This window comes from Pseudomonas sp. SJZ074 (genome assembly GCF_007828215.1).
In the GTDB taxonomy this organism is placed as follows: domain Bacteria; phylum Pseudomonadota; class Gammaproteobacteria; order Pseudomonadales; family Pseudomonadaceae; genus Aquipseudomonas.
In genome coordinates this window covers 35,123-51,691 of sequence record NZ_VIUE01000015.1, presented here as the reverse complement: position 1 = coordinate 51,691, position 16,569 = coordinate 35,123, and the positions used below count along the sequence as shown (strand labels likewise).

Annotated in this window: 12 protein-coding genes and 1 pseudogene; 10 read left to right on the top strand and 3 right to left on the bottom strand. The window is 61.1% G+C overall.

The features are described from left to right. Positions 1 to 5 precede the first annotated feature (5 nt). The 3 genes from FBX99_RS16565 (at position 6) to FBX99_RS16555 (ending at position 3,501) form a co-directional block, all read left to right on the top strand. A complete protein-coding gene (locus FBX99_RS16565; protein ID WP_145132128.1) occupies positions 6 to 2,096 on the top strand; it encodes a right-handed parallel beta-helix repeat-containing protein in 2,091 nt (696 codons plus the stop codon). Between the two features lie 71 nt (positions 2,097 to 2,167). Beyond that, a complete protein-coding gene (locus FBX99_RS16560) occupies positions 2,168 to 2,914 on the top strand; it encodes a GDSL-type esterase/lipase family protein (RefSeq protein ID WP_145132125.1) in 747 nt (248 codons plus the stop codon). Positions 2,915 to 3,195: 281 nt separating this feature from the next. After that, positions 3,196 to 3,501: a DUF6388 family protein gene (locus FBX99_RS16555; protein WP_144930240.1), complete on the top strand. Its 306-nt coding sequence runs from the start codon at positions 3,196 to 3,198 to the stop codon at positions 3,499 to 3,501. Between the two features lie 79 nt (positions 3,502 to 3,580). On the opposite strand, the gene nadC is transcribed toward FBX99_RS16555, so the two are convergent. Further along, a complete protein-coding gene (gene nadC / locus FBX99_RS16550) occupies positions 3,581 to 4,429 on the bottom strand; it encodes a carboxylating nicotinate-nucleotide diphosphorylase (RefSeq protein WP_145132123.1) in 849 nt (282 codons plus the stop codon). 253 nt (positions 4,430 to 4,682) lie between these two features. Here nadC and FBX99_RS16545 point away from each other — a divergent pair, with 253 nt between their 5' ends. From FBX99_RS16545 to FBX99_RS29600, 5 genes and pseudogenes are all read left to right on the top strand, one after another. Beyond that, a complete protein-coding gene (locus tag FBX99_RS16545; RefSeq protein ID WP_144930242.1) occupies positions 4,683 to 6,896 on the top strand; it encodes a DUF1631 domain-containing protein in 2,214 nt (737 codons plus the stop codon). A 63-nt stretch (positions 6,897 to 6,959) separates the two neighbouring features. Continuing rightward, a complete protein-coding gene (gene ampD / locus FBX99_RS16540; RefSeq protein ID WP_144930243.1) occupies positions 6,960 to 7,520 on the top strand; it encodes a 1,6-anhydro-N-acetylmuramyl-L-alanine amidase AmpD in 561 nt (186 codons plus the stop codon). Further along, positions 7,517 to 8,353 (top strand): regulatory signaling modulator protein AmpE, encoded by an 837-nt coding sequence (ampE, locus tag FBX99_RS16535; protein WP_144930244.1) that lies wholly within the window; start codon positions 7,517 to 7,519, stop codon positions 8,351 to 8,353. Before ampD ends, ampE begins: the two co-directional genes overlap by 4 nt. A 229-nt stretch (positions 8,354 to 8,582) precedes the next feature. Next, positions 8,583 to 9,674, top strand: a pseudogene (locus tag FBX99_RS29605) (methyl-accepting chemotaxis protein); the annotation flags it as partial. After that, positions 9,651 to 10,580, top strand: a complete 930-nt coding sequence (locus tag FBX99_RS29600) for a methyl-accepting chemotaxis protein (RefSeq protein WP_371923864.1) — start codon at positions 9,651 to 9,653, stop codon at positions 10,578 to 10,580. The pseudogene FBX99_RS29605 and the gene FBX99_RS29600, both read left to right, overlap by 24 nt. A gap of 114 nt (positions 10,581 to 10,694) precedes the next feature. Here FBX99_RS29600 and FBX99_RS16525 read toward each other — a convergent pair whose 3' ends face one another. Then, positions 10,695 to 11,471, bottom strand: coding sequence for a TatD family hydrolase (locus tag FBX99_RS16525; RefSeq protein WP_144930246.1), 777 nt, complete (start codon positions 11,469 to 11,471; stop codon positions 10,695 to 10,697). 3 nt (positions 11,472 to 11,474) lie between these two features. Then, positions 11,475 to 12,470, bottom strand: a complete 996-nt coding sequence (gene cra, locus FBX99_RS16520; protein WP_144930247.1) for a catabolite repressor/activator — start codon at positions 12,468 to 12,470, stop codon at positions 11,475 to 11,477. Positions 12,471 to 12,755: 285 nt separating this feature from the next. Between cra and ptsP the strand changes: the two genes are divergently transcribed. After that, positions 12,756 to 15,620 carry a phosphoenolpyruvate--protein phosphotransferase gene (gene ptsP, locus FBX99_RS16515; RefSeq protein ID WP_144930248.1) on the top strand — a complete coding sequence of 955 codons (2,865 nt, stop codon included), beginning with the start codon at positions 12,756 to 12,758 and terminating at the stop codon, positions 15,618 to 15,620. After that, a complete protein-coding gene (pfkB, locus tag FBX99_RS16510) occupies positions 15,621 to 16,562 on the top strand; it encodes a 1-phosphofructokinase (RefSeq protein WP_144930249.1) in 942 nt (313 codons plus the stop codon). The last annotated feature ends 7 nt before the right edge of the window (positions 16,563 to 16,569 follow it).

The following is a 16,569-nucleotide window of genomic DNA, read 5'->3' as shown; positions in this document are numbered from 1 at the left end:
TACACATGTCTGTCCAGCCAGGGCCAACCGAAAAGCGCTATGCCGCCAACGGCGTCACCACCATCTATGCCGTACCGTTCCTGGTGATCGAGGCCGGCGACCTCAAGGTTTATTTAAACGGGGTCCTGCAAACATCTGGATACACCCAAACAGGTGTCGGCCAGCCGACCAGCTCTGTCACCTTCACCATCGCGCCTGTGGGTGATCTCTATTTCGTTTTGGAAGTACCGTTTCAAAGGCTGGTGGATTATCAGGAAAACGGCGATTTCCTTTCCTCGACCGTGAACCGCGACTTCGACCGAATCTGGCAGGCTCTCAAGCAGTTGCTCACCACTACCAGCCGTTCGCCAGTCCTGGGGGTGAACGACGTTGACGGTTCTGGCTTTTACCGGGCAAAGGGCAACGGGCTTATCAACCTTGCCTCCGCCGCCGGCAACCCAAGCTCTGCGCCAAATTGGCAAGATGTTCTTGATTATGTGGCAAGCGTTCTCGAGACCGGTCAGGGCCCGATCAATAACGCTGCAAACATTGCTTATGCTTTCCCGAACTCCGTGGTTCGCTCCGTACAAGACCTCTCTAGTTACACTGATCCCTTGAAGGGCGCCAATGGCATTGGCTTGTTCAGTCCTGGCGGAAACCTTCTTACCGTGGGAGCTGTTCTGAGTGGACAGCGAAACATCCGTCAATTCGGCGCATTGGCAAATGACGGAGTGACCAATGACATAGCCGTGTTCCAGGCGGCCGCTGCTGCTGGCCCTGGCATTATCGATGCTCGCGGCCTGACCTGTAAGCTCGACGGCACCTTCAGCCCCGGCAGCAATCAGACCTGGCTACTTACTGGATCCATCTTCACCACGGCCAACACTACCGAGACGCTGATCAACGTAACGCTCACAGATCGAACCAGCATCATCGGCCCGTTCGCAATAACAGGGACTGGCGGGGCAACCTTTACCGGGGCAGCAGGCGTTCGCATCAATGATTGCTCGCGCTGGTACATCGACCGCCCTATCGTCTCGGACATGCCAGGCTATGGGATTTATGTAACTCCAGGTTCTAGCACGTCCGGGCGAAGCAACCACGGCACAATCAATAATCCACACTGCACCGGAAACAACATCGGGATTCTCGACGTGGCTGGTACTGGCGCCGAGTATTACACGATTCTCAACCCATATTGCTCTGGTAACTACAACTGCGGTTTGGTTACGGCGGCCGGTAATGTAAACGTCATCGGCGGCCACATCGTTGACAACTTGCAGGATGGTTTGCGTATATCTAACGGCTCGAACCACGCTCACGGGATCATCAACGGCGTAAACATAAACCACAACTTTCGATACAACTTGTGGTGCGACAACGTTCAGAATGGGCAGTCAATCGTCAACTGTCACTTCTTCGCCTACAGTGCGCCAAGCGGCGGCAGCATCTTCCTCGACGGCTGCAAAGGGGTCGATATCAACGGCGGGTTCCTTGTGTGCCGTGTGTATAGCTGGAACGAGGCTGCAGGCGGCCTAAACTTCATAAGGAACATGTACTGTCTTGGAACGTATGGTGATGTGATTATCGTAGATGACACTTCACCTACTCCGGTGACCCCATCAAAACTGATTGTTACAGACTGCTATGGTCCGGGTGCTTACTGGCTCGGCGTGAGTATCAATGACCCGTCTCCGGTTTCGGTAAAGGCTCGACGTGCGGCCGGTGCAACTCAGGCCATGACGTCGGGGGTTAGTGCCGTACTAATATTTCCCACCGAGGATTACGACCGCCGGCGGGCCTACAACAACTCGACGGGGGTTTTTACAGTTCCTGCCAACCAAGCAGGTCGCTACAAGGTCTTTGCCCATGCGATTGTTACTGGTGCGTCTTACTCGCTGACAAATAGTTACATAGAGGTCAGAAAAAATGGAGCGGCCGAAACGGTGGCTGGAGGCACGGCAGTTCTCACCGACAAAATCTCTTTCGACATTGAGTGGCATTTGGACTTGGCGGCAGGCGACACGGTAACGATTACCGCAATCGTGCAAGCAACAACGCCCGTATTTGGCAACAGCGCTTACCAGTCTGAGCTGGTCATTGAGCGTGTAGCGTAATTACGAAAGTGACTGAGATCCTCGGTTTCTGTAGGCTGTAGGCTGATGAGAAACCTGAGGATTTTGTCTAGATGGATTATGTTGATGTTGTCGCAAGCTACCAAATGAGTCGACCTGTACATGTTGCCTTTATCGGCAACAGCGTTTCGTGCGGCTTTTATGGCGACGACTGGAAGCATATCCGATCAATACTGCAGTCTAATGGGAAAATCCGTGACGACCAGATAGAGAGCGATATCCCGCAAAGCGCCCCGACCAAGCTCAGGGCGATGCTCAAGGCCAGAAACCCAGCGTCAACCGTGGCGAATATCTGCGGTAGCGGCTGGGACACCAATGATCACCTTGGCGTCGCTACCCCCTCAAGCAGTGTTACACGCCAAACCAATTCCGTTGATCAGGTCCTTCGGCTGCCACGCAGGCCAGAAGTGGTTTTCCTCCCCCTTCAAATCAATGACGCTAACCACAAGCTGACCGTGGAAACGTACACCAGGAACACCAACAAGATCATTCAAGCTCTGAGGGGAGCGGGGATCCAGGTGGTTCTGGTGAAGGAAAATTACGCCATCATCCCAGGCTACAAGGCGTTCATTGATAAGGTCGACGAAATAGCCAGGGACTGGGGGGTGCCAGTGATCGACACCTACACACCGTTCGGTAACGCTCAGTGGTTTCTCTACGACCGTACACATCCGAACGGCCAGGGGCACAACTTGATATTCAGTCAGTATGTGAAGTGGTTCAATTTCATGACGCCGCCCGGCCGATCAGATGATCAGCGAAGCGCAAACAGTACATCTGTTGGTACATCAAATTTTTGATCAGCCTATTTTGATCAGTGTTTATATGGGTTTTTGTGCTTAGTGCGGTTCCTGTCTCGGGCACCACGCTTCCTTTATCTGCGCTCTTCGACTCCTGTTGTTGCACTGGCTTGCGTCTCTGCTAGGATTCCTTGCCTCAACGAAACAATTGCTCTGTTTTCAGATGATCCTCACGAATGGTTCTGAAGGCCAGGTAAACCGGGCAAGTCACGGTTTCCTGTGTCAGAGAGATCCTTGAATGATCCAGACCTATCCCCATTCCTCCGATCAGCGAGAACGACATGACGGCTAAAGAACTGACGCAAGAAGCCAGACACGAAGAAGCCCTGCGCAAATACGCCCTGGACACGCCTCAGTTACTGGAAGAAATCAGGAATCTGAGCGACGACGAACAGAGAGACCAGATCCAGTGGGCCTTCGAAGATGAGGCCGAAGCCCAGGGGCTGCAGCCTTGGGAGTTGACGCTCAAGTACACCAGCACACCTGAGGAATTCGAGGCGCAGCGCCTTGCCTTGCACAAGGAGGCTGCCGAGGTGTTGGGTGTGGATTGGGAGGAATACTGCGAGATGAATAATCTTGTAGTTTAAAAAAGCAGCCACAAGCTACAAGCTGCAAGACAGGCGTCGAACCGCTTGAAGCTTGCAGCTTGAAGCTCGCAACTGCCGCTCAGAGGCTCAGCCGCATCGACAGATCCACCGCCTTCACATCCTTGGTCATCGCTCCGATCGAGATGTAATCCACCCCGGTCTCGGCAATCGGTCGCAAGGTGTTTTCATTGATTCCGCCGCTGGCCTCCAGCTTCGCCTTGCCGCCGTTCAGGCGTACGGCTTCACGCATGTCGTCCAGGCTCAGTTCGTCGAGCATGATGATGTCGGCATTGGCCGCCAGGGCTTCTTTCAATTCCGCCAGACTTTCCACTTCGACTTCCACCGGTTTGCCCGGTGCGATCTTGTGGGCGGTCGCAATCGCCTGGGCGATCCCGCCGCAGGCGGCGATGTGGTTTTCCTTGATCAGGAAGGCATCGTACAGGCCGATGCGGTGGTTATGGCAACCGCCACAGGTCACGGCGTACTTCTGCGCCAGGCGCAGCCCGGGCAGGGTCTTGCGGGTGTCCAGCAGCTTGACCTGGGTGTCGGCGACAAAGTCGGCCAGGTAACGGGCACGGGTGGCGACGCCGGAAAGCATTTGCAGGAAGTTCAGCGCGCTGCGCTCGCCCGTGAGCAAGGAGCGGGCCGGGCCTTCTAGGTGGAACAGCACCTGGTCGGGGCTTGCCCGGTCGCCGTCGCGCACTTGCCAGTGGACCGCGACACGCGAGTCCAGTTGCCGGAACACGGCGTCGACCCAGGCCGTACCGCTGATGATCGCGGCTTCGCGGGTAATGATGATGGCCTTGGCCAGGCGTTCGGCGGGGATCAGTTGCGCGGTGATGTCGCCGCTGCCGATGTCTTCGAGCAATGCGCGACGCACATTGGCTTCGATTTCGGCGGTCAGGTCGGCGAGACGTAGGTTCGGCATAACGGGCTCCACAGGCAAAGTGGGCCGATTATAGGGCCAGTGTCCTGTGGCACAAACATTGTTCACCAGGACCTGCATTTGGTCGGCTCTTCGCAACGTTTTGCCGATTTCCCGGTCATCTATTGCGATGTATTTCAAGCTGGGTCACAGAGTCCTCTGGTGCGACGGGGTTCTTTTACCAGATAATCCGCCTTTCGATTGACGTCATGGCTTTGACGTTGCCAACCGAAGAACACCGTTTCAGGAGGCCAGGATGCATAACGACGGGAATGTAGTGCCTTTGCGCAAGGGTTCTACCGATCAGGCGAATCGCTCGCCACTCGCCCGTTTGCCTGTGATTCTGCTCCAGGTTCGCGACAAGGCTGCGCAACAGTTGCGCCTGGGTTTGCAGAGGCTGTTCGATAACGCTGACGATACGCTGTTCGAGATGGCCGACCGGGCGCGCAACGATGTCGAACAGAATCTGTTCTTCGAAGCCATGCGGGACCTGCGCCTGAAGCGAAAGAGCATCGAACGCGAATTCATCGAGCAGTTCTTCGAGGCGTTCGTCAGCCTCGCCCAGTACGACCTGACTCGCGCCTCCTTGAGCACCGTCGTCGCTCCGGGGGGGCCGGGCAAGTCGTCCCATGACGATCTGGAGCGCCATCTGGCCGTGGAGGCCATGGTCACCCGGGTGCTCAGTCGCGATGGGGCCTCCCTCGACCAATTGACGGCCCGGCTTAGCGTACTGCTGGCCCGGCCGATGGCGAGTTCCCAGAATCCCCTGAGCCCGGCGCTGTTGTGCCAGACCTTTCTGCAGGCCGGGCGCAACCTGGGGGTGGAGATCAAGGTCAAGCTGATCCTGCTCAAGCTGTTCGAGCGGTATGTGCTCAGCGAGTGCGACCAGTTCTATGCCGAGGCCAACCAGTTGCTGGCGGCCACGGGGATCCTGTCGGATCTCAAGATTTCGCCGTCCCGGCGTGCGTCGGATCGTGCCGACGATGCTCCGCGTTCCACGCCGGAGCGTGCGGCCAAGCCCCGGTCCGCCGAGGTCGATGACAGCGTGCAGGAAGTGTTTTCCGCCTTGCAGAAACTGGTGATGCAGGTGCGTGGCAGCGTGGCGCCGACCCTGGAGCCCAGCGCACCGGCGCAGCCCATCTCGACCCGTGACCTGTTGCGTCTGCTCTCCCATTTGCAGCAATACGTGCCGGCCCCCACGCTTCAGGACGAGTTCGATCTGCGCAGCCAGCTCGAACAACTGCTTACCCGGGTCAGCGTCAAGAGCGGCAAGTCGCGGGTGGTCGAAGGTGCCGACGAGGACGTGATCAACCTGATCGCGATGATGTTCGAGTTCATCCTCGACGACCACAACCTGCCGGACTCCCTCAAGGCGTTGATCGGCCGGCTGCAAATCCCGATGCTCAAGGTCGCGGTGCAGGACAAGAGTTTCTTCAGCCGCGGCAATCATCCCGCCCGCCGGCTGCTCAACGAAATTGCCGCCGCCGCCGTGGGCTGGGGCGATTGTGACGATCATCAGCGCGATAGCCTTTACCAGCGCATCGAACAGGTGGTGCAGCGGCTGTTGAACGACTTCGTCGATGACCCGGCGATTTTCTCTGAAGTACTGGCCGAATTCCTCGCCTTCACCAGTGATGAGCGGCGCCGCTGCGAGCTGCTCGAACAGCGGATCCGCGATGCCGAAGAAGGGCGGGCCAAGGCTGAGCTGGCGCGCCAGCGGGTCGAAGGTGCGTTGAATCAGGTCATGTTTGGCAAGGTGCTGCCCCAGGCCGTGGTGGAATTCGTGCAGCAGGCCTGGAGCCAGGTGCTGCTGCTCACCGGCTTCAAGCATGGCGAGCAGTCCGCCGAATGGCAGGCCGATGTCCTGACCCTGGAGCAACTGATCTGGAGTGTCCAGTATCACGATGAGCCAGATGCCGGCTTACGCTTGCTGGCCATGGTGCCGGAGCTGCTCAAGGCCTTGCGCGAAGGGTTGAGTCGTTCGGCATTCGACCCGTTCGCCACCAGCGAATTCTTCAGCGAACTGGAAGTCCTGCATGTGCAGGCTTTGCAGCGTATGGGCCAGGCCACGGATCAGGCCCAGTCGGCCGATGCGCCGGCAATGATCGAGGTACGGGAGAAAATAGTCCTGCGCCCCGCCTACAAAGCGCCTGCGGATACCGCGACGGTAAGCTTGCCGGCCGATGACGTGGGCCTGCTTCAGGTCGACCAGTTGCGCCTGGGCAGTTGGGTCGAGTTCCAGGAGGATGACGACAACAGCCTGCGTTGCAAGCTGGCGGCGATCATCCAGAGCACCGGCAAATATATCTTCGTCAACCGTACCGGCCTCAAGGTACAAGAGCACAGCCGCACCAGCCTGGCCCTGGAGTTTCGCCGGGGGGCAGCTCGGCTGTTGGACGATACCCTGCTGTTCGACCGGGCGCTGGAGTCCGTGCTCGGCAATCTGCGTCAACTCAATCGCGGCAAGTGATCGCACAGTCCGGGTCGATCGCGGCATACTGGCGGCATCGCCGTCGTCTCCGAAGGAACCTGTATGCAGCTGGACCCCGCGAGCGGTTGGTGCGATGGCGTGCGTCATTGCCCATCGCCCAATTTCAATGCGCGCCCCGAGGGCGAAATCTCCCTGCTGGTGATCCACAACATCAGCCTGCCGCCTGCCCAGTTCGCCACCGGTAAGGTGCAGGAATTCTTCCAGAATCGCCTGGATGTCACGGAACATCCCTACTTTGCCGGTATCGCCGACCTGCGTGTCTCTGCGCATTTTCTGATCGAGCGTGACGGTGCCGTCACCCAGTTTGTCTCTTGTCTGGAGCGTGCGTGGCATGCGGGCGTTTCGTGTTTCGAGGGGCGGGAAACCTGCAATGATTTTTCCATTGGCATCGAGCTCGAAGGAACCGATGACCTGCCGTTCACCGACGGGCAGTATGTCGCCCTGGTGGAATTGACGCGGCAATTGCAAGCGGCCTTCAAGGCGATCACCGTGCAACGCATCTGCGGGCACAGCGACATCGCTCCGGGGCGCAAGACCGATCCGGGACCGGCATTTGACTGGGGGCGCTATCGAGCGGCCCTGACAGAAGGGGAAGGACAATGAGTTTTCTGGTGTTGCTGCTGGCGGTCTGGATCGAGAAATTCTCGGCCTTGCGTCAGCGAGTCCAGCGCGACGGCGCGTGGCTGGGCGAGCTGAACCGGATCGAGGCGACCCCTCGCTGGGTCAATCGGCCCTGGCTGGTACTGCTGGCCATGGTCCTGTTGCCCGTGGCGCTACTGGCGCTGTTGTTGTGGGTACTTGAGCCGCTGGCCTATGGATTGCTGGTGCTGCCGGTTCACTTGCTGGTGGTGATTTACAGCCTGGGGCGTGGGGATCTGTTGGCCGAGCTGGGACCTTTTCGCGATGCGTGGCGTCGCGAAGACCTGCAGGCGGCTATCCATGTGGCCAAGCGGGACTTGGGTATCGAAGCCGACAATGGCGAGCAATTGCTGGAACGGGTCCAGGGCCATCTGCTGTGGCAGGCCTACCAGAGCTTTTTCGCCGTGATCTTCTGGTATTTCCTGCTGGGCCCGGTGGCGGCCCTGAGTTATCGCCTGCTGGCGCTGGCCGCCGAGCATAGCCGGAACCCTGGCGTGGCCGAGCGGGCAGCGCAACTGCGCCATGCCTTCGACTGGGTGCCGGTGCGGCTGCTGGCGGCGAGTTTCGCCCTGGTGGGCAACTTCGTGGCGGTCAGCCGGGTGATGCTGCATGAACTGCTGAACTGGAACATCAGCGCCGCTCAACTGGTCGACAAGGTCGGCCTGGTGGCCGGCGAAATTCCTGAGCCCGTGGCCGGGCCGGACGGCATCAACAGCCTCGATCGGCTGTGGGAATTGCTGTTGCGGGCGGCCGTGCTCTGGTATGCCGGGTTTGCGCTATGGACGGTGTTGGCCTGAGGAAACAAACACATTCCTGTTTGGCCCGGGACATGGTGACCCCTCGCCACAGGAATGGGTCGGGCTGACTCGTTAACCTTAAGTTACAAATCTCCTCTCCGATTTAGGCTATACAGGGACAGCGCCCAATAGTGGCTTTCTGCTGTCTCTGTGCGCATGTCCCATAACAATAAAAACACTACCGGGAGGCTTCCTTGTGAAGAGTTTGCTCTGGCCCGCCGTCGCCCTGATGAACCGCCTGAGTTTCGGCATGAAATTCAGCCTGATCAGCGTGTTGTTTCTGCTGCCGATGCTGGTGACCAACTTCTTTCTGGTACGCGATTCCTACCGTGAGTTCCAGGGAACGCAAGTGGAGCTGCAAAGCCTCGACCTGCTGGGCAGCAGCCTGACCCTGCGTCGCGACCTGGAAACCCTGAACAACCTGGTGCAGATCAACGCCAGCCTGGGCCAGTCCGGTAAGGCCGGGGATGTGGACGCGAAAATAGCCACCTTCGAGCAACAGATCCTCACGCGTCTGCAGGGCATGACCGCCATGGCCGTGGAGTCCGATCAGGCGAGTCTTTTCGAGGCCAAGCGCGACGAGATAATCGCCGGGTTCAAGGTCCAACAGGCGGAAAACTCCTTGCAGAGCAAAAGTGCGCTGATCGGCAAGCTGCTTAACAGCTCGCAGATATTCAGCCAGATCATCGCCAGCCAGGCAGGATTGAGTCGTGACAACCAGAGCGATATTCGTCAGCTCGGCGAACTGATTACCGGCGTCACCCCCAATGTCACCCAGATCCTGGGCGAGGGGCGTGCGCTGGGCGCGTCGGCCTTGGGTCTGGGTTTTCTCAATTCCGCCTCCAGCACCCGGTTCGATGAGCTGCTGGTGCAGATCGAAAAAGTCCAGGGTGAATATGGCTTGAAGCTGCAAGACGCGTTGACCTCCAGCCCTGCGGCGGGACAAGCCCTCGCCGGCCCGGCTGACACGAGCAAGGCCACCTTGAAGAAGGCCGCTGAACTGATCGAAGAACAGGTGGTGATGGCCGACGCCCTCGACGCGCCCTGGCCGGCATTTTTTGGTCAGGTCAGCAGCCTGATGGAGCAGACGTACCGGCTGGACGATGCAGCGCTGGGTTTCCTCGGTGTCCAGTTGCAGCATCGCCTGGAGCAGAACCGCAGCCACATGGTGCTGCAAGCTGTGGCGTTGGTGGTGGTGTTCCTGCTGATTTTCTATCTGTATGCCGGCTTCTACGCTTCGACCCGCGCCACCCTCCACTACCTGGGCCGGATGATGGATAAAGTGGCGGCAGGGGACATGACGGTTAATTTCGTGGCCCGCAGCCAGGACGAACTGGGCGAGTTGGGTGAGGTGTTCAACGGCACGGTGGCGAAGATCCACGACCTGATCGAACGGGTGGGGCAGACCGTCGTCGAGGTGGAACGTCAGGCCGGGCAGGTGGAGTCGGTATCGGCTCAAAGCAATCTGGCGGTGGCGGGGCAGCGCAACCAGATCGAACTGGTTGCCACGGCGATGAACCAGATGTCAGCCACGGCCCAGGAGGTGGCCCGCAGTGCCGCCGCGGCGGTCAGCAGCGCTCACAGTGTGAACGACGAAACACTCAATGGGCGTGGGCTGGTGGAGTCCCAGCAGGGCAGCATCGCCCGCCTGGCCAGCGAGATTGATCAATCGGTGCAGGTGATCAATCAGTTGGCGACCGACAGCCAGGCTATCAGCCGGGTGCTGGACGTGATCAAGAGCATCGCCGAGCAGACCAACCTATTGGCCCTCAACGCCGCGATCGAGGCGGCTCGGGCCGGTGAACAGGGACGCGGCTTCGCGGTGGTGGCCGATGAAGTGCGGACCCTGGCCAAGCGGACCCAGCAATCGACTGAAGAGATCGAGGCGATGATCAGCCGTCTGCACGGTGGCGTGGGCGCAGCCGTCAAGGCCATGGGCACCAGTCATGAAATGGCCAATGGCACGGTCGGTCAGTCGGAGAAGGTCCAGCAGGCGTTGGAGAACATCCTCGGTGCGGTTGGCATGATCGTCGACCAGAACCAGCAGATCGCGGCCGCTGTCGAGCAGCAGACGGCGGTGGCACATGATATCGATCAGAACATTGTCGAGATCAACCGTGCGGGTGAGCGCACGGCCGAAGGGGCGCACCAGACCGAGGATGCCAGCCGTGAATTGTCTGCGCAGGTGGGGCAGCTCAAGTTGTTGATCAATGCGTTTCGGGTGTGATGATCGCTGCAGAACTCTTGTGGGAGCGAGCCTGCTCGCGATGGCGGAGTGTCAGACGACTCATGTGTTGGGTGATACACCGCTATCGCGAGCAAGCTCGCTCCCACAGGTGTTTTACCAACCGAACAATTGGCGGGCGTTGGCTGTGCTGGCCTCGGCCAGTTGTTCCGGGCTGATTGCCATGATCCCGGCCAGGGCCTCGCAAATCGTCGGCAGGTGCGCCGGGCTGTTGCGTTGGCCGGGGAACATCGCCGGGGCCATGTCCGGGGAGTCGGTTTCCAGTACAACCGCATCCAGCGGCAGTTTCGCCAGGACCCGGTGCATGCGCAGGGCCTGGGGCCAGGTGGCGGCGCCGCCGAGGCCGAGTTTGTAGCCGAGCTTGATGTACTCGCGGGCCTCTTCGAAACTGCCGGCGAAGGCGTGGATGATCCCCGCGCGTTTCAGAGCAAGGCGTTTGAGGGTGGCGATCACCGCTGCGTGGCTGCGACGCACGTGGATGAGGGCGGGCAGTTCGAACTCCGCCGCCAGTTGCAGTTGCGCTTCGAACAGCGTCTGCTGGCGCTCACGGTCCAGGCTCTCGATGTAATAATCCAGGCCGATTTCCCCCACCGCGCACAATTGCCGATGCCCGGCCAGGCGGGCCAGCCAGTCGCGCAGGTGCGCCATGTCGTCAGGGCGATGCTGGTCGAGGTACACCGGGTGCAGGCCCAGCGCGGCGTGCAGGTCCGGGTCGCTTTGTACCAGGTCCCAGACTCGCTGCCAGTTGTCGCGATACACCCCCAGCACCACCATCTGCCGGACGCCTAAGGCGCGGCTCGCTGCCAGTAACGCCGGACGATCCGCGTCGAAATCGGGAAAGTCCAGGTGAGTGTGGGTGTCGATCAGCTCCACGATTCAGTCCCGGTGGATACGCTGCTTGAAGGTCCGCGCAATGGCCTGCACGCCAGGCTGGTAGTCGTCGTTTTCGATGGCTGCCAGGGCCAGCTCCAGCGCCTTGTCGGCGATCAGCTGATGTTGCTGGGACATGGCATTGACCGGCAATGGCAGGAAATCCAGCAATTGCGTGTCACCGAAGGTGCCCAGGCGCAGCGGGCGCGACTTGAGCGGGAAGTCGTGCAAGGCGTCGAACACCCCTTGCAGCAGCACGTAGGAGGTGGTGATCAGCGCATCGGGCAAATGCCCCAGGCGCATCAACAAATCGTCCATCAACTGGCGGCCGCATTCACGGCTGAACGATTCGCCGTGCTCGACCAGCACCTGGCCTTCGAATCCGCTGAGTGCTTCGCGAAAGCCCGCGGCCCGCTCCTGGCTGATACTCAGTTCGGGACGCGCGCCGACCAGCACGATCTGTCGGGGTTGCGTCTCCAGCAGGCTGCGGGTCAGTTGCAGGCTGGCCTGGCGATCGTCACTGATCACCGAGCAAAAGTGCTCAGGCTCCATTACCCGGTCGATGGCGATGATAGGAATGCCCTTGGCCTGGAGCTGGCGGTAGCTGTCATCTCCGGCCGGTAGGCAACTGGCGACGATCAACGCGTCACAGCGCCGGGCGCGGAACAGTTGCAACAGTTGTCGCTCACTTTCTGGCGCGTCATCGGAACTGGCGATCAGCAACTGGTAGCCCTGCGCCCGGGCGCCCTGTTCCAGCAGCTTGGCGATGCGGGCGTAACTGGGGTTTTCCAGATCCGGCAGGATGAAGCCCAGGGTGCGGGTATGCCGACTGCGCAATCCGGCGGCCTGGGGGTTAGGCGTGAAGCCATGCTCTTCGACCACCGCACGTACCCGTTCGACGGTCGCGTTGCTGATGCGTTGCTGTTCGGCCTTGCCGTTGATGACATAGCTGGCGGTGGTGACGGACACACCGGCCAGTTGGGCGATATCACTGAGTTTCAACCCGTTTTTCCTTGTTTTTTCGAGTTTGCCCGACACTGAGCGTCCATCCTAACCGATTCGACGCGACGGTCGTGGTCCAAACACTGGCGACAAGTTGCACTTCAAGGATGTGAGATTATCGAGTAACGTGCCAATCTTTCTAGATTAAACGTTTCAGCAAGCGTATTTTCAAGGTTAGCAGGATTTTTTGGCCGCACTGCCGCGATACCGCCAAAAGCCGTCCTGTAACGCTAAGCTCATTCAAAACAATACCTGGCGCCAACCCGACGCCAAAAAGGAGAAAGCATGCTCGAGCTCAATCCAGAGCAGATATCCATGGCCCAGACCGCCGTGGATAAAGCCGCCGCGCTGCAATTGCTCGCTGACAAACTGGTGGCCGATGGCTTGGTGGCTGAAGGTTATCTCGCCGGCTTGCAAGCCCGCGAAGCCCAGGGTTCGACTTTTCTTGGCCAAGGTATCGCCATCCCCCACGGTACGCCGCAAACCCGCGACCTGGTGCATTCCACCGGCGTGCGCCTGCTGCAGTTCCCCGAAGGGGTGGACTGGGGCGATGGCCAGATCGTCTACCTGGCGATCGGGATCGCGGCCAAGTCCGATGAACACTTGCGCCTGCTGCAGCTGCTGACCCGCGCCCTCGGTGAGACCGACCTGGGCCAGGCGCTGCGGCGTGCCGGCTCCGCCGAAGCCTTGCTGAAGTTGCTGCAAGGTGCGCCGCAGGAGCTGGCCCTGGATGCGCAAATGATCGGGCTCGGTGTGTCGGCCGACGATTTCGAGGAATTGGTGTGGCGTGGCGCCCGTTTGCTGCGCCAGGCCGATTGCGTGAGTAACGGTTTTGCCGGGGTGTTGCAGCAGGTCGATGCGCTGCCCCTGGGCGATGGCCTGTGGTGGCTGCACAGCGAGCAGACCGTCAAGCGCCCAGGCCTGGCCTTCGTGACACCGGACAAACCCATCCGTTATCTGGGACAACCCTTGAGCGGCCTGTTCTGCCTCGCCAGTCTCGGCGAAGCTCACCAGGCGTTGCTCGAGCGTCTCTGCGCGTTGCTGATCGAAGGTCGCGGCCACGAGCTGGGCCGTGCCACCAGCAGCCGCAAGGTGCTGGAAGTGCTCGGTGGCGAACTGCCCGCCGACTGGCCCAGCGCTCGAATCGGCCTGGCCAACGCCCATGGCTTGCACGCGCGCCCGGCGAAGGTTCTTGCGCAACTGGCGAAAAGCTTCGAAGGCGAGATCCGCGTGCGCATCGTCGACGGCCAGGACAGCGCCGTATCGGTCAAGAGCCTGAGCAAGTTGTTGAGCCTGGGCGCCCGTCGTGGCCAGGTCCTGGAATTCATCGCTGAACCGAGCATTGCTGCCGATGCGCTGCCGGCATTGCTGGAGGCCATCGAAGAAGGCCTGGGCGAGGAAGTCGAACCGCTGCCGCCGCCGAGTGCGCCGCAGGAAATCCCGATGGCCGAAGTCGCCACCGTGATGCTGGCCCCCGAATCCGGCAGCCTGATCCAGGCGGTGCCTGCCGCGCCGGGTATTGCCATTGGCCCGGCTCATATCCAGGTCCTGCAAGCCATCGACTATCCGCTGCGCGGCGAGTCGGCCGCCATCGAGCGCGAGCGCCTGCAAAACGCCTTGAATCAGGTGCGTCGCGATATCGAAGGCCTGATCGAGCGCGCCAAGGCCAAGGCCATCCGCGAAATCTTCGTGACCCACCAGGAAATGCTCGACGACCCGGAACTGACCGACGAAGTCGACACCCGTCTGAAGCTCGGTGAAAGTGCGCAAGCGGCGTGGATGGGTGTGATTGAAGCCGCGGCGAAAGAACAGGAAGCCTTGCAGGACGCGCTGCTCGCCGAGCGTGCTGCCGACCTGCGGGACGTCGGCCGGCGTGTGCTGGCGCAGTTATGTGGCGTCGAAACCCCGAACGAACCCGAGCAACCGTACATCCTGGTGATGGACGAGGTCGGTCCGTCCGACGTGGCGCGTCTGGACCCGAGCCGTGTGGCGGGGATTCTCACCGCACGTGGCGGCGCCACCGCCCACAGCGCGATTGTCGCCCGGGCCCTGGGCATTCCGGCGCTGGTGGGGGCGGGGGCTTCGGTGTTGCTGCTGGCCCCGGGCACCTCATTGTTGCTGGACGGCCAGCGCGGCCGCCTGCATGTGGACCCTGATGCCGCCACCCTGCAACGCGCCATCGAGGAGCGTGATACCCGTGAGCAGCGCCTCAAGGCCGCCGCCGAACAGCGCCACCAACCCGCGCTGACCCGCGATGGCCACCCGGTGGAAGTATTCGCCAACATCGGTGAAAGCGCCGGTGTCGCCAGCGCGGTGGAGCAGGGGGCCGAAGGCATCGGCCTGTTGCGCACCGAACTGATTTTCATGGCCCACACCCAGGCACCGGACGAAGCGACCCAGGAAGCCGAATACCGCAAGGTGCTCGATGGCCTGGCCGGCCGGCCGCTGGTGGTGCGCACGCTGGATGTCGGCGGCGACAAACCGCTGCCGTACTGGCCGATCGCGAAAGAAGAAAACCCGTTCCTCGGCGTGCGTGGCATCCGCCTGACCTTGCAGCGCCCACAGATCATGGAGGCGCAACTGCGGGCCTTGTTGCGCTCGGCGGACAATCGTCCGTTGCGGATCATGTTTCCGATGGTGGGCAGCGTCGAAGAATGGCGCCAGGCCCGGGACATGACCGAGCGCCTGCGCCGGGAAATCCCGGTGGCGGACCTGCAACTTGGGATCATGATCGAAGTGCCGTCCGCCGCATTGCTGGCGCCGGTGCTCGCCAAGGAGGTCGACTTCTTCAGCGTGGGCACCAACGACCTGACCCAGTACACCCTGGCCATCGACCGCGGTCACCCGAGTCTTTCGGCCCAGGCCGACGGCTTACACCCTGCGGTGCTGCAACTGATCGACATCACCGTGCGCGCTGCTCATGCCCATGGCAAATGGGTCGGCGTGTGCGGCGAACTGGCAGCCGACCCGCTGGCGGTGCCGGTCCTGGTGGGCCTGGGGGTGGATGAACTGAGTGTGTCGGCCCGCAGCATTGCCGAGGTCAAGGCGCGAGTACGCGAACTGAGCCTCGAACAGGCACAAACCCTGGCCTGCGAAGCGTTGGCCGTGGGCAGCGCCAATGATGTGCGCGCATTAGTGGAGGCGCTGTAAATGGCGAAGATTCTTACCCTGACCCTCAACCCGGCGCTCGACCTCACGGTGGAACTGGCGCGCCTGGAACCGGGCCAGGTCAACCGCAGCGATGCCATGCACAGCCACGCCGCAGGCAAAGGTGTGAACGTGGCGCAGGTGCTGGCCGACCTGGGACATACGCTGACTGTCAGCGGCTTTCTGGGTGAAGACAACGCCCAGGCGTTCGAGACGTTGTTCGCTCAGCGCGGGTTTGTCGACGCCTTTATCCGTGTGCCCGGGGAAACCCGCAGCAACATCAAGCTGGCCGAGCAGGATGGACGCATCACCGACCTCAACGGACCCGGGCCGAGGGTCGATGACGCGGCGCAGCAGGCGTTGCTGGCGCGTCTGGAGCAGATCGCTCCCGAGCACGATGCCGTGGTGGTGGCGGGCAGCTTGCCCCGGGGTGTCAACCCGCAATGGTTGCAGGCATTGATCACGCGTCTGAAAACCCTCGGTCTGAAAGTGGCCCTCGACACCAGCGGCGAAGCCTTGCGCGTCGCGCTGGCGGCCGGGCCGTGGCTGATCAAGCCGAACACCGAGGAACTGGCCGATGCATTGGGTTGCGATGTGGTGGCCGAACAGGCCCAGGCCCAAGCGGCGCAACGCCTGCACGCCCAGGGTGTCGAGCATGTGGTGATATCCCACGGCGCCGACGGTGTGAATTGGTTCAGTGTCGGTTCGGCGCTGCACGCTTCGCCCCCCAAGGTCACGGTCGCCAGTACCGTGGGCGCCGGGGATTCGCTGCTGGCGGGCATGCTGCACGGCCTGCTCGGTGCGCACGCCCCGGAACAGACCCTGCGCACCGCCACGGCCATCGCCGCAATGGCGGTCACCCAGATCGGTTTCGGCATCCATGACACCGCGCTGCTGGCGTCGCTTGAACAGGGCGTGCGCGTGCGCCCCCTGACAGAACAATAAGAGGGTT

Coding starts and splice junctions, on each gene's coding strand:
- ampD (WP_144930243.1), top strand. CDS start 6,960: ATGCAGCTGGACCCCGCGAGCGGTTGGTGCGATGGCGTGCGTCATTGC.
- ptsP (WP_144930248.1), top strand. CDS start 12,756: ATGCTCGAGCTCAATCCAGAGCAGATATCCATGGCCCAGACCGCCGTG.
- pfkB (WP_144930249.1), top strand. CDS start 15,621: ATGGCGAAGATTCTTACCCTGACCCTCAACCCGGCGCTCGACCTCACG.
- FBX99_RS16565 (WP_145132128.1), top strand. CDS start 6: ATGTCTGTCCAGCCAGGGCCAACCGAAAAGCGCTATGCCGCCAACGGC.
- FBX99_RS16545 (WP_144930242.1), top strand. CDS start 4,683: ATGCATAACGACGGGAATGTAGTGCCTTTGCGCAAGGGTTCTACCGAT.
- ampE (WP_144930244.1), top strand. CDS start 7,517: ATGAGTTTTCTGGTGTTGCTGCTGGCGGTCTGGATCGAGAAATTCTCG.
- FBX99_RS16555 (WP_144930240.1), top strand. CDS start 3,196: ATGACGGCTAAAGAACTGACGCAAGAAGCCAGACACGAAGAAGCCCTG.
- nadC (WP_145132123.1), bottom strand. CDS start 4,429: ATGCCGAACCTACGTCTCGCCGACCTGACCGCCGAAATCGAAGCCAAT.
- FBX99_RS29600 (WP_371923864.1), top strand. CDS start 9,651: ATGACGGTTAATTTCGTGGCCCGCAGCCAGGACGAACTGGGCGAGTTG.
- FBX99_RS16560 (WP_145132125.1), top strand. CDS start 2,168: ATGGATTATGTTGATGTTGTCGCAAGCTACCAAATGAGTCGACCTGTA.